The following is a 14,561-nucleotide window of genomic DNA, read 5'->3' on the forward strand; positions in this document are numbered from 1 at the left end:
CTCGGTGTTCATGTGCGGGTGTCCCCGCGCGCGGACCATCTGTCGAGCTGCGGCAGCCGGCCGAGCTTTCCGGGATGCCATGGCTCGCCGCCCTGGCTTTCGGATGCCGTGAACCCGCGTCCCAGCTCGTCGCAGAGGTACTGCACGACGAAGCGGCCGGTCGACGCAGCACGGATCAGGCCGCCCATGCCGACCCACTGCCCGGCCATGGAGAATCCGCGCAGGCCCGGCAGGCGCATGCGGTCCTTGCCTACCAGCTCGGCCGCGATGTCGTCGGCCTCGGAGAACGCCTTCCAGGCCAGAATGGAGCCGTCGTGGTTGCCCGTGTAGCGCCGGTTCGTGACCGGGGAAGCGACATCGACCAGCTCAATGCGTTCGGCCGTGCCCGGCAGGCGGCGTTCCAGGAAGTTCCTTACGAAGTCGGCCACTTGGCGCTTCTTCGCCCGGTACTCCTTGCGGTCGACGGCGCGCAATGCCGTCCAGTAGGCGAAGTCGCTGAAGTAGGTGCAGTGGACCACCGATCTTCCGGGCGGGGCGAATCCGTCCGAGTAGTGGGAGCGCAGCTGGACCACCAGACTGTTCTGGAGTGCGCCGGGCAGCCCGGCGGCGTCCTCGGGAGAGAGCAGGTACGTGGTGCTGTGCGCCCGGTCGGGGCCCAGATCGCCCCGGACCCCCACGAAAGCCGAGACCACCGCGGGGAACAGGGTGCCCGGACGGTGCAGCAGGTCGTTGTACAGCTTGTCGATACGCGGCCCGGTGAACCGGCCCTGCAGGAGACCGTGAATCGTGGTGTGGCCGTCGCAGGCCGAGACGACATGGTCGGCGTAGTGCCGCCTGCCGTTGCGCAGTTCGATGCCGACGGCACGTCCGTCCTCTACGAGGATCCGTTCGACCCGTGCCCGGTAGCTGATCTCACCGCCCAGCGCCTTGTACCGCTCCTCGATCGAGCGGGCCAGTCCCAGCGAACCTCCTTGCGGAAAACCGGCGTTGTGGTGATGGGCACTGGCCATGTTGAACAGGTACGGGAGCAGCGGGAAGCCCTCCGGATCCTGGAAGAAGATGTTGCGGAACGCCCGGCGCAGCAACGGGTCCTGGAACCGGTCGGCGAACTCGTGCATCGGTGTCGACGCCGTACGCCAGAACAGGCGGAACGCGGGCAGGACGGTACGCAGCGTCGCCGCTCTCTCGCGTACGGTCCGCAGAGCAGGGGCGGTCAGGAACGGGTACAGCTCGATGGCGATGAATCGCCTCAGGTCTCGGCAGAACGAGCGAATCAGCCGGGCGTCGGCGGGCGAGAGAGCGAGCAGGTGCCGCTCCAGCCGGTCCGGGTCGTTGTAGAAGACCACTGACCGGCCGGTCTCGTCGACGACTCGGTTGAACATCTCGAAGTTGGTGATGGTCTTGCCATCGAGCGCCCCCAGTTCGCGCCACACCTGGTGGGCGTCGTTCCCGGCGGCCGTGCCGATCAGCCACTCGATGCAGTAGTCGAAGATGTAGCCGTCGCGCGACCAGGCCGTGCAGCAGCCCCCGGGCAGCACGTGCTTTTCGAAGATGCGCGACCGCATCCCGTTCATCTGCGCGTAGCACCCGGTGGACATTCCGGCGACGCCGGCACCGATCACGATGACACGGGGGCTGCCGTCCGGCTCCCGCTCATCCGCGCTCCACGCGTCGCCCGCGTCACCGGCCATCGGCGCCGCCCTCCTGGAGGATGCCGCGCACCAGCTCGGCGTTGCGGGCCACATGCTTGGGGTCGAGCATGTCGGCGTGGATTCCGGAGCCGCGCAGTACGGGCGTGGCCGTGGTGGAGCTGCCGTGCCAGGTGCCGCGTGCGTCCGCGGCATAGAGCGCTGTCTTCTCCTCGTCCGTGACGACGCTGACGGTCGCGGACACCACTCCGAGGTTCGGTGTGCGGCCGCAGAACGCCAGGTACTCCGCGGCGTGGTCGAGGGTCTCGCGGGCGACGATCTCCGACCCTGTGTGCTTGAGCAGGTGTTCGGCCAGTTCCGCCTCGAAGAACTCGAAGTGTTCGCGGCCCGGTACGTAGGGCTCCAGGATGCGGTGCGAGTCCAGGACGATCACATGGGCGACATCGCGTCCCCGGCCTTCGAGCTCCTTGGCCACCTCGAATGCGAGGTTGCCGCCGAGGGAGTAGCCGATCAGCAGGCACCTGCCTTCGGGCCGGAGGGACTCGACGAGGTCGGCGTAGCGGGCCACCTTGTTCTCGCCCGGGACGTAGTTGAAGGCGATCAGCCGGTATTCGGGCAGCTGAGCGGCGAACGTCCGGTAGACGAGTCCGTGGCCGCCCGCCGGCGGGAAGCAGAACACGGTCGGCTCCCGATCGCTGTTGAAACTCAGGCAGGGCAGGTCGTCCGAGCTACCGCCGGTGGCGAGACGCTCCACCGTGGCGGCCATCCCGTGCAGGGTCGTGACCCGGTACAGGAGGCTGACGGGGATGCCGACGCCGAACTCCTGCCGGAGTCGGTGGATCAGCTCGATCAGCTTGATGGAGCTGCCTCCGGCCTCGAAGAACTCGTGCGTAAGGCCGACTCGCTCCAGCCCGAGCAGTTCCTTCCAGTGCCGGGCCATGCTCACTTCGAACGGTGTGCCGAGCATCTCCTCCGGCTCGTCGTCCGCATCGGACCGGGGCGTCGGCAGGCCGGCGACATCGACCTTTCCGTTGGCGGTCAGCGGCAGTTCCGGTAAAGCGACGAAGTGCGAAGGAACCATGTACGCGGGCAGCAGTCCCGCGAGGTGCCGGCGTAACGCGCGCCGGTCCAGCGCTGCTCCGGCCGCCGGTACGCAGTAGGCGCAGAGCGCATCCTCCCCCCGGGCGTCGGGGCGCACCGTGACGACCGTCCGGGCCAGCTGGGGCCACTGGGCGAGGTGGGCCTCGATCTCGCCGATCTCGATCCGATGGCCGCGGAGCTTGACCTGGCCGTCGACCCGCCCGAGCAGATGGACGCGACCGTCCGCGTCCCAGCGCGCCGCGTCGCCGCTCCGGTAGAGGCGTACAGGTTCGGCGCCGGGCTCCCGGCTCAGTGTCCGGGTCACGAATCGCTGGGCCGTCTGTGCGGGGTCGCCCGCGTAGCCGAGTGCGACGCCGTCGCCGCCGATCCACAGTTCGCCCGGCACACCGGGCGGCACGGGCTCACCGTGCCGATCGAGCACATGGAGCGTGCTGTTGGTCAGGGGGCGCCCGATCGGCACCGTCCGGCCGGGTTCCAGGTCGTCTACGGGTCCTTCGAAGCAAGCGCTGTCGATGGTGGCCTCGGTGACCCCGTAGGAGTTGATCAGACGGGTGTGCGATCCGCACAGGTCGCGCAGCCTTCGGTATTCCCCGGCCTTCCACGCGTCGGATCCGACGACCAGCAGCCGCATGAAGTCCAGTCGCAGGCCCTCGCGTTCGCAGTGGTCCATGAGTCCGCGTACGACGGCGGGGACGAACTCCGCACAGTCGATGTGCTCCTCGCGCATGGTCCGGTACAGGCGTTCGGTGTCGAAGAGCAGATCGCGGTCGACCAGCACCAGACTGCCGCCCGAGCACAGGGCGCGCACCAAGTCGCCGGTGAAGACGTCGAACGACGGGGCCGCCATCTGGAGGTGCACCCGCACGTCTCGGTCCAGCCGGTACTCCTGGAGCCAGGCTCCGTACGCCGAGGCGAGGTTCCGGTGGCTGACCTGGACGGCCTTGGGGTGCCCGGTCGAACCGGACGTGTGGATGACGTACGCAGGTGAGTCGAGGCCTGCCAGGTCCTCGGCGCCGGCCACGAGCGCCCGCCCGCCGTCGGCCTCGGGCGCCGCTTCGTACAGCTCCCGCAGGGTCAGCGTCTCGGCCGGCAGCCCTGCCATCCGGTTCCGGCAGGCGTCGTCCTCGACGACGACGAGGGTGGCGGCAGCCGTCCGCACGGCATGGGCGACGCGGTCGGCCGGGTGGTCGGGCGGGATCGGGAGATAGGCGCCACCGGCCTTGAGCACCGCAAGCAGCGCGACGACGAGGTCGGACGACTTGTCCAGGCACAGCGCCACCACCGAGCCGGCTACGACCCCCAGACCCCACAGCCGCCGGGCCAGCTCCCCGGAGCGGCGGTCCAGCTCCGCGTACGTCAGCCGGAGGGCCGTCCCGTGACGCGCCGGAACTGTGACGGCGACGGCGTCCGGGCACCGGGCGGCGACCTCGCTGATCAGCTGATGCACCGGGCGGACGCGGTCCGCCTCGCGCTTCCCTGCTCCAGAGGCCAGGGCGGTGCGCCCGGCGCCGCTCCACGCGCCGACCAGCCGCTCACGCTCCTGGGCGCCCAGCATCTCCAGCCGGGTGGTGGGGTGATCGGCCGGTGCCCGGGTCATGCTGTCGAGCAGTGTGGTGTAGTGCGATGCCATCCGCCGCATGGTCTCCGGCAGAAACAGGTCGGTGTTGTACTTGAGAACGCAGTGGAACCGACGCTCCGCCTCGTCCTCGTAGACGGACAGGGTGACATCGAACTGCCCTTCCTCCTCCGGGAGTTCGATGTAATTGAGCCGGTAGCCGTACTTTTCGGTAGCAACCTTGTGGGTCAGCAGGATGAACATGGCCTGGAACACCGCGGAGCGGCTCGGATCGTGCTGGAGCCCCAGCTTGTCGACCAGCAGGACGAACGGGTACTCCTGGTTGTCCAGGCCGCCCAGCACGGTCGTACGGACCTGTTGCAGCAGCTGGGCGACCGACGGTGCACCGGACAGATCCGCGTGCAGCGGGAGCGGGTTGACGAAGTAGCCGTAGACGGAGGCGAACTCCTGCTCGGTCCGGCCGGTGACCGGGCTGCCCACGATGACGTGGTCCTGACCGGAATAGCGCTGCAGCAGCACGTAGTAGGCGCTGAGCAGCACCATGAACGGGGTCACGTCGTGCTCGCGGGCCAGGGCGTGAACGCGGGCGGTGAGAGCTGTGTCCAGTACGAAGAACTCCGAGGCCCCGTTGTGTGTCTGCACGGCCGGACGGGGCTTGTCGACGGGCAGCTCCAGGACCGGCACCTCGGCCGGCAGATGCGAGCGCCAGTAGTCGAGCATGCGCTGCGCCGCGGGACCGGCCAGGAAGCGGTTCTGCGCGTTGAGGAAGTCCAGATAGCGCGCGGTGACCGGCGGCAGCGAGGGCGCACGGCCCTGGCGCAGCCCCTCGTACACCGCGAGGAGCTCCTCGATGAAGGTGAACGTCGAGATCGCGTCGGAGACGATGTGGTGGACCGCCTTCATGATCACCCAGCGGTCGTGGCCACGCTTGAAGAGGCGGAAGCGGAAGAGCGGGTCATGCTCCAGGTCGTACGGCCTGCGGTATTCGGCCACGATGGCGCGGTGGATGTCCTCCCACTCCTGGTCCTGCACGTCGAACAGCGCGATGTCCGGGCTCCGGTCCGACGACACCTGCTGCAGCGGCAGACCGTCCACCGTGAGGAAGTTGGTCCGCAGCGCGGGGTGGCGTGCGACCAGGCAGCGGACGGCCTCGAACATCAGGTCGGGGTCGAGAGCGACGCGGACCTCGACCGCGCCTCCGATGTTGTACGCGTAGCCTTCGGGGTTGAGCTGCCTGAGGAACCAAAGGGCCTTCTGGTTCTGCGTCAGCGGATGGCGGAACTCGTCCTCGAATACCTCCACCGCTGCCGTGTCGTCACCGCTGGCTTCGAACGCCACCGACTCGGCCAGGGCGTCGTGGAGCTGTGCGATCAGTTCGCCGGCCTGTGTGCCGCTCAGCAGAGCCACCACGGGCGGAGCGACGCCGAGCTCGGAGCTGAGCCGGGCGCGCAATTCCATCGCCAGGAGCGAGTCGAGTCCCAGGGCGTTGAGGCCGGCCTGCGGATCGATCTGATCGGAGCCCGTCCGCAGCACCGAAGCGGCCACTGCGGTGAACCGCCTCGTCACCAGGGCCAGGCGTTCGGCCGCGTCCGCGTTGCGGAAGGTGTCGAGGATGCCGTCGCTCGCTTCGTTGACCGTCCCGGCTGAGGCCGTCGCCGCCAGTTCGGCCACCAGCGAGGGCGGTGAGGCGTACCAGGACAGGAACACCGGCCAGTCGACGACCGTCGCGACGAGCAGCTGAGCCCGGTCCTGGCCGATGACGCGTTCCAGGACCGCCATGCCGACGTCCGGTGCGAGCGAGCTCATCCCACGGCTGTGGAGATAGTGGTCGACGAGCCCCAGCTCCTCGATCATGCCAGTGGCCCACGGACCCCAGTCGACGCTCAGCCCCGGCAGGCCGAGCGCCCGACGGTGCTGGGCCAGCGCGTCCAGAAACGCGTTCCCGGCGGCGTAGTTCGTCTGGCCCGCCGTGGTCATCAGCGAAGCGATCGAGGCGAACAGGACGAAGTGGTCGAGCGGTTCGTCGCGCAGATGCCGGTGCAGCAGATACGCACCGACGGCCTTGGGATCGTGGGCCTCGGCGAACGTCCGGTGGTCCATGTCCACGACGAGTGTGTCGCGGACCTGCCCTGCCAGATGGAACACCCCGCGGACCGGCAGCGGGTCGGTGAGCCGGTGAGCTTCGAGCCAGGCCGCGAACGCGGCCTCATCGGTGATGTCGAGCGGTGCCAGAACGACCCGTGCCCCGAGTGCCTCCAGCTCCTTGACGAAGGCCACGGCGCGGCCCTCGGCACTGGCGGGGTCGAGACCGCGCCATGCGGAGCGCTCCGGCAGCACGGTGCGTCCGATCAGGATGAGACTGCGTGCGCCACGCCGTACGAGTGTCCGGCAGAGCAGTCGGCCGAGCGCTCCGAAGGCACCGGTGACAAGGTAGTTCGCATCGGCGCGCAGACGCAGCGGAAGGGGGCGCGTCAGCCCTTCGGCCCGCCGCACCCGGCTGGTGAGGCGGCCCGCGCCACGCAGCGCGATCTCCTCCTCGTCGTCGGTCAGTACCTCGCGCAGCAGCGCCTGCGCCTCGGCCCGGCATCCCTCGTCTCCCTGTCGGCCGGGATCCAGATCGATCAGTTTGCCGCGGTGGGAGATCAGCTCCTGGTGCCTCAGCACCCGGCCGACCCCCCACGCGGGCGCCCCCAGAGGTTCGACGGTCTCGCCGGGCCCGACGTGCTGCGCGCCGCGGGTCACGATGTGCAGCCGGCCGCCATCCCCGCGGCGGAGCAGCGTCCGGGCGAGCACGACCAGTGAGTACGCCCCTGTGCCGCTGTGCCGTACGAGGTCCTGCCGCGAGGCCTCACAGAGGTGCGGCAGGTCGAGATTCCACAGATGCACGATGGTGACGGAGGACACCCAGCCGTCCTCGCCGTCCCTGCCCAGGTCGGCGAAGAGCTGCTCCAGGTCCGTGGCGGACCCCGGGACGACAGTGAATTCTCTTCCGTCGGCCCCCTTCCGATACATATCCCCCGGACGTACGAGGTGGCAGCGCTCGCCGCGCGCGGCGAGCAGGGCACTCAGGGCGTCGCCGACGCCTTGCCGATCGGCGAACACCAGCCAGTCGCTGCTGGTGGAGACGGGGCTGTCGGAGTCGGTCTCGTCCTCGGCGGAGTCGAAGGGGCTTTCCATCCAGACGGTCTCGGCGAGCCAGGAGTCAATCGTGCCGAGGCCGACCGCCGTGGACGCCTTTTCCACATCGGCTGCACGGAAACCACCGATACCGCCCAGGGGTTCACCGCTGTCCGCGTAGACGGCGATGTCCCCGACGAGCTCGTCCCCGTTGTGGCGGGTCACCGTGGCATGCACCCAGAGCGGTTGGTCTCCCACCGGGGCGAGGCACACCTCGTCGATCGACAGGGGCAGGCGGATACCGGATGTCTGCCGGTCCGCGCCGTCGTCGAGGAGCTGCGTCGTCAGCAACGCCTGGAAGCAGGCGTCGAGCAGCACGGGATGGATGTGGTGCCGGGCCGCGTCGTCACCGATCACCGCAGGCGGACGGAGCCGGGCGAGGACCTCGCCGGGACCGATCCACACCTCTTCGATGGCCCGGAACGCGGGGCCGTAGTCGTAGCCCAGGGCGGCCAGCGCCGCGTAGCAGTCCTTGCCGTCCAGCCGGCGCCGGGTGCGTGCCCGCAGGGCGGCGGTATCGACAGGGGGCCCGGCCGCACGCGGCTGGCCGGAGCGCACGACACCGCTCGCGTGCACCGCCCGGTCGCCCTCACCCTCCCCTGCCGAGGCGATGGTGAACGCCGCGTTCTGCGACGAGAGCGTCAGACGCACCGCCCGGTCCTCGCCCTCGGGCAGGAAGAGCGCTTTGCGGAGTTCGATGTCCGTCAGCACGACGTGGGTGCCGCCGGTCAGGGAGCGGACCGCCTGCGTGGCCATCTCCAGATACCCCGCTGCCGGGAAGACCACGGTGGACTGGATGCGGTGGTCGTCGAGGTAGGGCAGCCGCTCGGTGTCGAGTGTCGTGTGCCAGGTCGGTTCGGTGTGCGTCGTGCGGCGCCCCAGCAGAGGATGGTCGGCGTGGCCGAGGCGGACCTGCGCTACGGGGCCGGGCTCCGTCCAGTACCGGTCGCGCTTCCACGGGTAGCGGGGAAGGACCACCGGAGTACCCACCGGGTGCAGGGTGTCCCACGCGAGGGGGACACCGAGGTTGTGCAGCTCTGCCAGCGAGGCGGCGAAGCGCTCCGGTTCGTTCTCCTGGCGGCGGATCGACGGAAGGGTACGTACGGACGTCCCCCGGCCGTCGAGGCACTCACGGATGGAGTGGCCGAGCACCGGATGCGGACCGATCTCCAGGAACAGCCCGTATCCGTCGTCGGCGAGCCGGTCGACGGCCGAGCGGAAGCGGACCCGGTGGCGGACGTTCTTCCACCAGTAGCCCGCGTCCAGCTCACTGCCGTGCGCCGTGCCCTCCTGACCCGTCAGATACAGCGGAACCGTCGCCGCCCGGGGCTCAAGGCCGTCCAGCGAGGCCAGCAGTTCGTCCTTGATCGCCTCCATGCCCGCGCTGTGGTACGGGACCTGTACCGTCAGGAACTTGGCGAAGATCTGCTCGGGGCGAAGCCCGTCCGCCAGCTCGGCCAGCGCGTCCCGGTCCCCGGCCAGCGTGACCGCCGAGGGGCTGTTGACCGCGGCCACGGACACCCGGTCCCCGTACGCGCCCGCCCGGAGCTGTGCCTCCTTCTCGGGCAGACTCACGGCGAGCATCGTGCCGGTCCCGGTCAGCCTCTGCTGGAGCCGGCTGCGGTGCACCACGATCCTGACCGCGTCCTCCAGGCTGTAGACCCCCGCCTCGTAGAAGGCCGCGATCTCGCCGGTGCTGTGGCCGACCACGGCGTCGGGCCGCACACCGTACTGGCGCCACATGGCCGCGAGTCCCACCTGGACGGCGAAGTTGGCCGGCTGCGCCAGCCATGTCTCGCCCATACGCGATCCGGCTTCGCCTGCCGTCATCTCCTCGATCAGGGACCAGCCCGCAAACTTGCGGACGGCCACGTCGCAGCGGGTGACCGCGTCCCGGAACACCTCATCGCCCTTGAAAAGTTGGCGGCCCATGCCCCACCACTGCGGCCCCATTCCGGTAAAGACCCAGACCAGGCCCCGCTGTTCGATGTCGAGGTGCCTGCCGTGGACCACCCGGGGGTGAGGTTCATCCCGCAGGAAGGCGGCGAGCCCCTCGTCCAGATCGGCCCGTGAGGAGTACACGACGGAGAGCCGCGACTCAAGGTGCTGGCGACGGTGTGCAAGCATGTATCCGAGGTCGGGCAGCGGCACCTCGGGCCCGTGGACCCCTGCCAGCTCGCGGCGGATACCCGCCGCCAGCTCCGGCAGGGCGTCCGGGGTCCGTGCGGTCAGCGGCAGGAGATTCCAGGCCCGTTCGCCGGGCGCGGTCGGCTGTGTTTCCCGCTCGGGTGCCTCCTCCAGCACGACATGTGCGTTCGTGCCGCCGAAGCCGAACGCGTTCACCCCGGCCCGTGCGGGGCCCTCGTGCTCGGGCCAGTCGGTCGGCTCGGTCGGGATCCGGTACGGGGAGGACTCCCGGTCGATGTCGGTGTTGATCCGGTCCAGGTTGATGTGGGGCGGAATACGGCGGTGCTTGAGGCAGAGAACGGTCTTGATCAGCCCGGCGATACCCGCTGCCGCTTCGGTGTGCCCGATGTTCGTCTTGACGGACCCGACGTAGCACGTGGCACCTGGTCTGCGGCCGACGGCCAGTGCCCGGCTCAGTGCGTTCGCCTCGATCGGGTCGCCGACAGGCGTCGAGGTGCCGTGCGCTTCCACGTACTGCAGGGCGCCGGGTGTGATGCCGGCTGAGGCGCAGACGCGTTGGATGAGGGCGACCTGGGCGTCCGCGCTGGGCACGGTGATGCCATGTGTGCGGCCGTCCTGGTTGACCCCCGTGCCGAGGATCACTGCGTGGATCGGGTCGCCGTCGCGCACGGCGTCGTCCAGCCGCTTGAGCGCGACCATTCCGACGCCCTCGGCCCGTACATAGCCGTTGGCCGTGGCGTCGAACGTACGCGAGCGGCCGTCGGGCGACAGGAATCCGCCCTTCGTCTCGGCGATGGTGTACTGCGGTGCCGCATGCAGCAGGACGCCACCGGCCAGCGCGAGATCGGTCTCCCCGTTGTTCAGACTCTGGCAGGCGAGGTGCACCGCCACCAGGGAGGAACTGCACGCGGTGTCGATGGACAGGCTGGGCCCTCGGAAGTCGAAGCAGTACGAGATGCGGTTCGAGACCATCGTCATCATGGTGCCGGTGGCGGTGTGCGCGGCCAGAGAGGCGAAGCTCAGGTCGGAGAACTGGAGGATCTTGTAGTCCAGTGTGAACGCGCCGACGAATACGGCGGCATTGCTTCCGGCAAGCTCCGAGGGCCGCTGGCCGCCGTCCTCCAGCGCCTCCCAGGCCACCTCCAGCAGCTTGCGCTGCTGTGGGTCCATTTGGTCGGCCTCACGCGGGCTGATTCCGAAGAAGCCGGGGTCGAACTCGTCGAAGCCGTCGATGTATCCGCCTCGGCCACCGATGAGGCGTCCGGGTTTCTCCTTGTATCTGCTGCCGAGCGTCGTGACGTCGTAGCGGTCCGCCGGTGTCGGTGTGATGCAGTCCTTGCCGTCCATGAGGTTCTGCCAGTACGTGCGGTGGTCCGATGCACCGCCGGGCAGTCGGCAGCCCATGCCGATGATCGCTACTTTGTCGCTCACAGAGGCACTGTTCACGTCGGGCAAGGTCGTACTCCTCAAGTTGTGGCGCCGCGGCACGGCATGGATGCGGGAGGGCGGTGCGGTTTCCCGAAGAAGAGAGGACGGTCAGGCGGAACCGGGCCCGGCCCTCTTCACGCGGCGCCAGGGGTGGAGAAGGGTGGTGGCGATCTCGCCGGTAGGCGGGAACGACTGGGGGTCGCCGATTCCGACCGCGACCGGCTCGCGGCCGGGCCGCCAGGTGTAGCTGTCGAAAAGGTGGTCCCAGATCGACAGATCCGAGCCGTAGTGGCCCGCCTCGGACAGATCGGTGCTGTGGTGCAGGCGGTGCTGTTCGGGGCTGGCGAGCAGATGATTGAGCCGGCCGATGCGCACGTCGATGTTGGCATGGACGAAATAGCCCTGGGCGGCCACGAAGAGACCCACGACGAATACGGATTCGCGGGAGAACCCGATCAATGCCAGAGCCAGTTGAACGACTCCTTGCGCAAGAACGATGTCGAGGACATGGTTGACGCCGTTATTGGCGACGTTGACTTTCTGCGGCACATGGTGCACACCGTGCAGTCGCCACAATATCGGGTTGGCGTGGCCGAGTCGGTGCACGAGATAACTGGCCAGTGAACCGGTCAGCAGAGCTGCGGGAATTTCGGCCCAGAGATGGAGCGCCGGTTCGTCGGGCGTCATCACGGAGACGGCGGCGGTGACCACATATTGCGCCAGGGCACTGGCCGCCATCGTCAGCAGGAAGTAGACCCCGTACCAACGCCACTCGCTGGGGCTCGGGTGCCAGGCACGCTGATACGGAATCAGACGTTCGAGAGCGGTCAGGTAGGCGATGGTGCCGACCAGGAAGAGCGGGCTCACGCGGTCGGGATCCCAGTCGAGACACAATGCCGCCACGGCCACTGAAACCGCGGCCACCAGCAGGAACGGATACGCCAGCACGCGGAGAACAGAGCGCGGCGAAAGGCCGGGCACTCTCTTCCGCCGCACCGGACCGGAATCCTTCTCCGGATCACCGCCGTGCAGTGGTTCGCAATTTTCCATCCGCAGCACCTTTACGAAGGAACCAGTACAGAAGAATGCGCAGACCGCGAAGGAGGAATTGATGACTTCCTGCGGGCGCGCGAGACCGACGCGTCGGACGTCAGTTGTCACGCATGAAAGAATTCACACCTGGAGACTGAAGCGAACCCCCCTACGGACCCGGCGAACCCGAGCGGGACCACCGTGCGAGCCCGCTCTGATTCCATTTCCCTTTCCGGCACCATCAACCGTCGGATTCAAGCCTCGTCTTCACACGCCGGACGGGCGGGGCAATATTCGCCACCCCGTCCAATTTTCAATGAACCAGAAGGACCAGCCGGGCGGAATGCGAATAATTCGACCGTCCACCAAGTGAGTTACTAGTAATACTGATAATCTATTGGGACTTTATAATTTCCCCTGGCTTCGGCCCCGGTCCCGGCAATGCAGCGGGGCCTACAGGGCTTTGCGAGCCTCGTGGTCGGACGGCCGGACTCACGGGACGTAATCGGGGCTGCCGTGGCTCATAAGCGCCGGATCCCGAGCGGCCCTCGCCATCTGCAACTCCGAACAACTCTGGTTCACCGATGAGGAACTGACCGTCCTCGGGGACGCCCTCGGGCACTCCGTGCGTCAGGTCGGAGCCCACATCTGCCCCTCGTCGGCCCCTTGAGGACTTGGACGTCACGAGTTCAGGTGGGCCTAACCTGCCCGTTCCGGTTCCGGTGCCTGGGCTGTGATCACTTCCGCACCGATCCCTCCTACCTTCCGGACCTGCGGGCCTACCTGGACACCCTGCTGCGGGACCAGGAACGGCTGGCCGCGGCCGACGAGCTCGACGCCTGGGCCAGGGCGGAAGCAACACCGTCCGAGGAGGAGATCAGCCGCCTGCGGCGTCTGATCCGCAGGGTCGAGAGCGACCTCGACAACCTCACCGACGAAGAACGGGAGGAGATCCGCCAGGCCACCTCGGTCCTGCGCCGGTCCCGCACCGTACAGCTCGGCATGCCCACCCTCCGGCCAGCCGCCGGTGGCCTTCGACTCGAACGGGAAGCATGCAACCAGCCTCCCCGGCCGACCGGCTCGCCCAGGCCCGCGCCGACGACTCCACCCGCCGCCGCAGGCACGTGCTGGCCGCGCTCGACGACCTGACCCGCGAAGGCCAGCCGATCAGCGTCTCCGCCGTCGCCCGCTTGGCCGGCGTCCACCGCAGCCTGATCTACCGCCACGGCGACCTCCACGCAGCCGTGGCAGCCAAGGCCGCCCAACCACCCAACAACACCACCGGACCGCAGGTCAGCCGGAACTCCCTGCTGAGCGATCTGGCCAACCTCACCGAACGCAACACCCGCCTTGCGGGGCACGTGGCCCGCCTCGAACAACGCCTGTCCGAAGCCTTTGGCCAGGACGCCTGGCGCGCCACTGGCCTCGGCGCTCCCACCGACACAGACACCCTCCAGCGGAAGATCGAACACCTTGAACAACAGGTCGCCGAGCTCCGCGACCAGCTCTCCGAACGCGAAGAAGACCTCCAGGCATCCCGAGCTACTAACCGAGAGTTGATGACCCAGCTCAACAGCACCCCACGCTGACCTCACTACGGCCTGTTGTGAAAGTGCTGGTCACGAGTGATCTGGCATACATGGGCGGCGTAGCTGTCAATGGTGTCGTGCATGATCGGCGCGTCAGTTGTTCTGCGGAGATGGGGAAGCGCATGCCGATCACAAACCAGCAGGTAACAGGGCACGCGTTTCTGCGGCCGATGTACGAGGACTCGTACTTCCCCGATTACGTCGTAGACCAGGGCAGGGCGATCCTGCTGCGACTGTGCGAGCGGATTGAGGCTGAACAGCCGCCGAATCTGGAGGCCCTGTACGCGCTCACCCAGGCCGCGACGGAGGAGTTCAACCTTCTGGAAGCGGAGTTCGAGGCAGCCGGGAGTGAGATCGAGACGGTTGCGCGTGAATGGATCGCTGAGGAGTTCTGGCTTGTCGCGTCGGCATACGGCTTTACAGACGCGGATGCAGAGGAGCTGATCGCCGGCCGAGACTGGTGAGCGAGTGCCAGAATGACGCCCGTCGGTCACCTGCCTCATGGCGCTGTCAGTGCGGGGTCCTATCCTCCGGGGAGGTCACGGATGGCATAGGAGTCGGACGATGCAGATCGCAGGTATCGACCTGTACGTGAATCACCCAGTGATGGCCATCGGTTCGACCGAGTGGATCCCCACGACACTGGCTCTCAACAACGAGCCCGCTGCTGCCTGCGACACCCACCTCATCGTCCGCGTGCAGGCCCAGACCGTGCTGGTCAAGGTACGGATCTTCAAAGAAGCTCCGCCATCTTGAAGTGGCTGGTCAGCGGGGTGGCGTGACCTGGTTTCGGGGTGCTCGTGCTGGTCGTGGGCGGCAGTCTGTGTTGTAGATCGTCCGGCGGGGTGGTTTTGCCGATGA

Annotated in this window: 7 protein-coding genes; 4 read left to right on the plus strand and 3 right to left on the minus strand. The window is 68.2% G+C overall.

The features are described from left to right. Window positions 1-8: 8 nt before the first annotated feature. The 3 genes from ACGFU7_RS39955 to ACGFU7_RS39965 form a co-directional block, all read right to left on the minus strand. A complete protein-coding gene (locus ACGFU7_RS39955) occupies window positions 9-1,691 on the minus strand; it encodes a phytoene desaturase family protein (protein WP_393702848.1) in 1,683 nt (560 codons plus the stop codon). After that, window positions 1,681-11,055, minus strand: a complete 9,375-nt coding sequence (locus ACGFU7_RS39960; protein WP_393702860.1) for an amino acid adenylation domain-containing protein — start codon at window positions 11,053-11,055, stop codon at window positions 1,681-1,683. The genes ACGFU7_RS39955 and ACGFU7_RS39960 overlap by 11 nt, the downstream gene beginning before the upstream one ends. Window positions 11,056-11,187: 132 nt before the next feature. Further along, on the minus strand, window positions 11,188-12,129 hold the full coding sequence (locus ACGFU7_RS39965) for a sterol desaturase family protein (protein WP_393702861.1): 942 nt from the start codon (window positions 12,127-12,129) through the stop codon (window positions 11,188-11,190). A 675-nt stretch (window positions 12,130-12,804) separates the two neighbouring features. On the opposite strand from ACGFU7_RS39965, the gene ACGFU7_RS39970 reads away from it, so the two are divergent. From ACGFU7_RS39970 to ACGFU7_RS39985, 4 genes are all read left to right on the plus strand, one after another. Beyond that, a complete protein-coding gene (locus ACGFU7_RS39970) occupies window positions 12,805-13,260 on the plus strand; it encodes a transposase (protein ID WP_393702850.1) in 456 nt (151 codons plus the stop codon). Continuing rightward, a complete protein-coding gene (locus ACGFU7_RS39975) occupies window positions 13,164-13,700 on the plus strand; it encodes a hypothetical protein (RefSeq protein WP_393702852.1) in 537 nt (178 codons plus the stop codon). The genes ACGFU7_RS39970 and ACGFU7_RS39975 overlap by 97 nt, the downstream gene beginning before the upstream one ends. 122 nt (window positions 13,701-13,822) lie before the next feature. Next, entirely contained in the window at window positions 13,823-14,164 is a 342-nt protein-coding gene (locus ACGFU7_RS39980) for a DUF5713 family protein (RefSeq protein ID WP_393702854.1), read from the plus strand. Between the two features lie 100 nt (window positions 14,165-14,264). Beyond that, a complete protein-coding gene (locus ACGFU7_RS39985) occupies window positions 14,265-14,456 on the plus strand; it encodes a hypothetical protein (protein WP_393702856.1) in 192 nt (63 codons plus the stop codon). The last annotated feature ends 105 nt before the right edge of the window (window positions 14,457-14,561 follow it).

Source organism: Streptomyces sp. NPDC048473 (genome assembly GCF_043200155.1).
GTDB lineage: Bacteria > Actinomycetota > Actinomycetes > Streptomycetales > Streptomycetaceae > Streptomyces.

Excerpts from the sequence above, each read along its gene's own strand:
- ACGFU7_RS39955 (WP_393702848.1), bottom strand. The coding sequence starts at position 1,691 with ATGGCCGGTGACGCGGGCGACGCGTGGAGCGCGGATGAGCGGGAGCCG.
- ACGFU7_RS39960 (WP_393702860.1), bottom strand. The coding sequence starts at position 11,055 with ATGGGCTGCCGACTGCCCGGCGGTGCATCGGACCACCGCACGTACTGG.
- ACGFU7_RS39965 (WP_393702861.1), bottom strand. The coding sequence starts at position 12,129 with ATGGAAAATTGCGAACCACTGCACGGCGGTGATCCGGAGAAGGATTCC.
- ACGFU7_RS39975 (WP_393702852.1), top strand. The coding sequence starts at position 13,164 with ATGCAACCAGCCTCCCCGGCCGACCGGCTCGCCCAGGCCCGCGCCGAC.
- ACGFU7_RS39980 (WP_393702854.1), top strand. The coding sequence starts at position 13,823 with ATGCCGATCACAAACCAGCAGGTAACAGGGCACGCGTTTCTGCGGCCG.
- ACGFU7_RS39985 (WP_393702856.1), top strand. The coding sequence starts at position 14,265 with ATGCAGATCGCAGGTATCGACCTGTACGTGAATCACCCAGTGATGGCC.